Annotated in this window: 4 protein-coding genes; 3 read left to right on the top strand and 1 reads right to left on the bottom strand. The window is 35.4% G+C overall.

All coding sequences use genetic code 11. The features are described 5' to 3' along the window. Positions 1-60 precede the first annotated feature (60 nt). Entirely contained in the window at positions 61-420 is a 360-nt protein-coding gene (locus AC1DSE_RS33955) for a helix-turn-helix domain-containing protein (RefSeq protein WP_477512456.1), read from the bottom strand. 144 nt (positions 421-564) lie between these two features. On the opposite strand from AC1DSE_RS33955, the gene AC1DSE_RS33950 reads away from it, so the two are divergent. From AC1DSE_RS33950 to AC1DSE_RS33940, 3 genes are all read left to right on the top strand, one after another. After that, on the top strand, positions 565-756 hold the full coding sequence (locus AC1DSE_RS33950; RefSeq protein WP_441883423.1) for a helix-turn-helix transcriptional regulator: 192 nt from the start codon (positions 565-567) through the stop codon (positions 754-756). Positions 757-1,189: 433 nt separating this feature from the next. Then, positions 1,190-2,356, top strand: a complete 1,167-nt coding sequence (locus AC1DSE_RS33945; protein WP_477528977.1) for an Alp7A family actin-like protein — start codon at positions 1,190-1,192, stop codon at positions 2,354-2,356. Beyond that, positions 2,353-2,688: a hypothetical protein gene (locus AC1DSE_RS33940; RefSeq protein WP_441883427.1), complete on the top strand. Its 336-nt coding sequence runs from the start codon at positions 2,353-2,355 to the stop codon at positions 2,686-2,688. The genes AC1DSE_RS33945 and AC1DSE_RS33940 overlap by 4 nt, the downstream gene beginning before the upstream one ends. Positions 2,689-2,721 lie beyond the last annotated feature (33 nt).

Genomic DNA, 2,721 nt, shown 5'->3' with positions numbered 1-2,721 from the left:
CTTAAAGGTAGATCCGAATATGTACATACTAGTTGATTTTTTAGAAGAGATCAAAAAGAATTAATTTTTAATAATAAACTGAACAGTTTTAAGGATATGATCGACTTGTTCTTTGTTCATTTTCTCAAGAAGTTTATACAACTCGACTTTTTTGTCATCAGTTAGATTAATTCTCTCAATATTATTCTTATCAAATAAATTTCTAATGTCTGAATGACCTATTAAATAATCGGTAGTTACATCGAAAATATCTGCCAATAGTTTAATGTTCTCTAAACTAGGTTCACGTTTACCGGCTTCATAGTTAGCATATGTTGATCTAGCTACACCAAGTTTGTTAGCTACTATTTCTTGAGTCCAATCATTTCGAATTCGTTCTTGTTCAATTCTTTTACCCATTAATTCTGAAATATTAATCACCTCAAGACTATTATAACGTTTCTTATTGAAACATATACGAAATCATTTCAATAAGAAACAAAATCATTGACAAGTTTCGTTACGAAACATATAATGAACACAATAAAGGTTTCGTTACGAAACATTTTATAAGGGGGTGACGAAATGAAAGAATCCAATCGTGAATGGCTCATTCAACTAAGAGGTCTGGAACGTCAAGAAACAGTTGCTGATCGTGCTGGAGTCAGTAGGAGTAATTACACGAATATTGAGAATGGTCTGCGTTCTCCAAGCGTTGATACAGCTAAGAAAATAGCTGGTGCTTTAAAATTTGATTGGACGCTTTTTTTTGATTAAAAATGTTTCGTTTTGAAACAATATAAGTGACTGATCCTGAATTATTTATCGATTCAATTGCGATATATAGTCATATTTCAAATCGAAAAGAAAAGATGATCGATTACGAGTCGACCATCTTCTCAGGGAAAAAGTATGATTGTTGCCTAGACACCTACAATTTTACACTTTCCCCTGTACTTACCGCAATGAATATTTCATAATTTAACCTCAAATTTTCCTTTTTGTTTTTTCCTTCAAATAAATCAGAAACTTCGTAGAAAGGAGAATACCGTTGAAAGCACTTGAAAGTTATGAAGACGAATTTTTAAAACTAGTCGCTAAAGCATTGAAGAATTACTCTAACATAAAGAAACAAGAGAAAATTATACAAAACAAATCTTAGAAGTGAATCTATCAGTGAATACGAAATAACTAATAGGAGGAATTACAATTGAATATTCAACGTATGGTTACCGACTTTGGTAACTCACTTGGCCAATTCATGATTGATGGTCATTATTTTGAGATGCCTTCATCTATTAAAGAAATTTCGTCAGAGGCTGTAGAGGGGTTATTTGCACAGACCATTCCTGCTGATTCCCTTGGAGAACAACTTGTTGTCAAGTCGGGTGATCTGTTCTTCATGGTTGGAAAACGAGCACAGGCGGAGCTCTTAGGTAATGCTCATATCTATAAATTACATGATAAAACAAAATCTGAGACGGTATGGGTTACTTGGCTTGCTGGATTAGCATTATATCATGCATTTAAATGCCCAGAGCTGAATCAAGATACCATATCGATTGAGTATTTTGGCACGTTATTACCAGTTTGGCTGGTTAAGAAAGGAAATAGTTTTAAAGAAAAATTAGCAACGATGGCAGATCGTTTTCAAGTAGAAACCTCTTTCGAACTTATTACTCCAGGATTTAGTCGTAAACTAACGATTAAAGTGAATTATGCTGAGTGCCGCATAGAAGGAGAAAATGCGCGACATGCTCYGAAACTCGATCTTGAAGGCAATATAAAGGAGGATGCTAAGAGGTACAAGGAAGCATTTACGGTCATAGATGATATTGGAGGTCAAAGTCAAGATTTATGTAAGCTGCAGCCTGATCTAAACGGAGCTCAAAAGTCAGATGACTTTGTATCATCAACGGATCAAAGTTATTTAGCGGTATTGGAGAAATTAAGAACGGACAAGCTTATGGATTATTTTCAGGACGTTCGGTCTCTGGAATCCTTTATCCTCTCACACATTGAATCTCAAATTTTTTTATATAAGGATCCAGTATCTCATGCAGAGTTCCCTCTGACAGAGGATATTGAGCCGGTACTAAATGATTTTGCAGCTGTTGCCATGCAGAAGTCATTACAAAGTTTCAATTTTAGGCAAGGGGATCTAGTGTATTACGTTCACATTGGTGGTGTAAATCAAGCACTTCGCAAATACATGATGGATTACTTATGTAAACAACTGGGCGAGAAAGTAGCTAAGCTGTATCATATATTTCCTGAAGATTCACGCAAATTGAATATTTATGCTTCAGAGATCGTTGCGAAAAATTATTTAAAACGCAACATTCCAGTTAGCGTAAGGATCGCTAATTCAGAATGACACGCCGAAATCAATACAATGTCAGCGCATTGAAATTTACGGATGATGTACATGACTTTTTGGAGCATTTATCTACAAGTCGTGAATTATCTGAATGGGTAGCACAGCAAGTTAAACAGGAGATTGGACGTATCGGTACGTCAACGGGGACATGCTCCTGCAGCAAAGTAATGGATGAATTGAAGGAAATAAAGCAGCTTCTTATCAGCGGCTGCAATAAATCGAGTCAAGAAGAGCCAGAAGACAAAGAATCTAAAACGGCCATGAAACAAATTAGTAGTGATTCGATAAATCAGCTCATTGTAGAAAGTGATTTGGAATACGGATTTTAAAGCCGTTTTATCAACACGGTGGCAGGCATGAAC

Source organism: Paenibacillus sp. 01L418, assembly GCF_056400045.1.
This window is presented reverse-complemented; position numbering and strand designations above follow the sequence as displayed.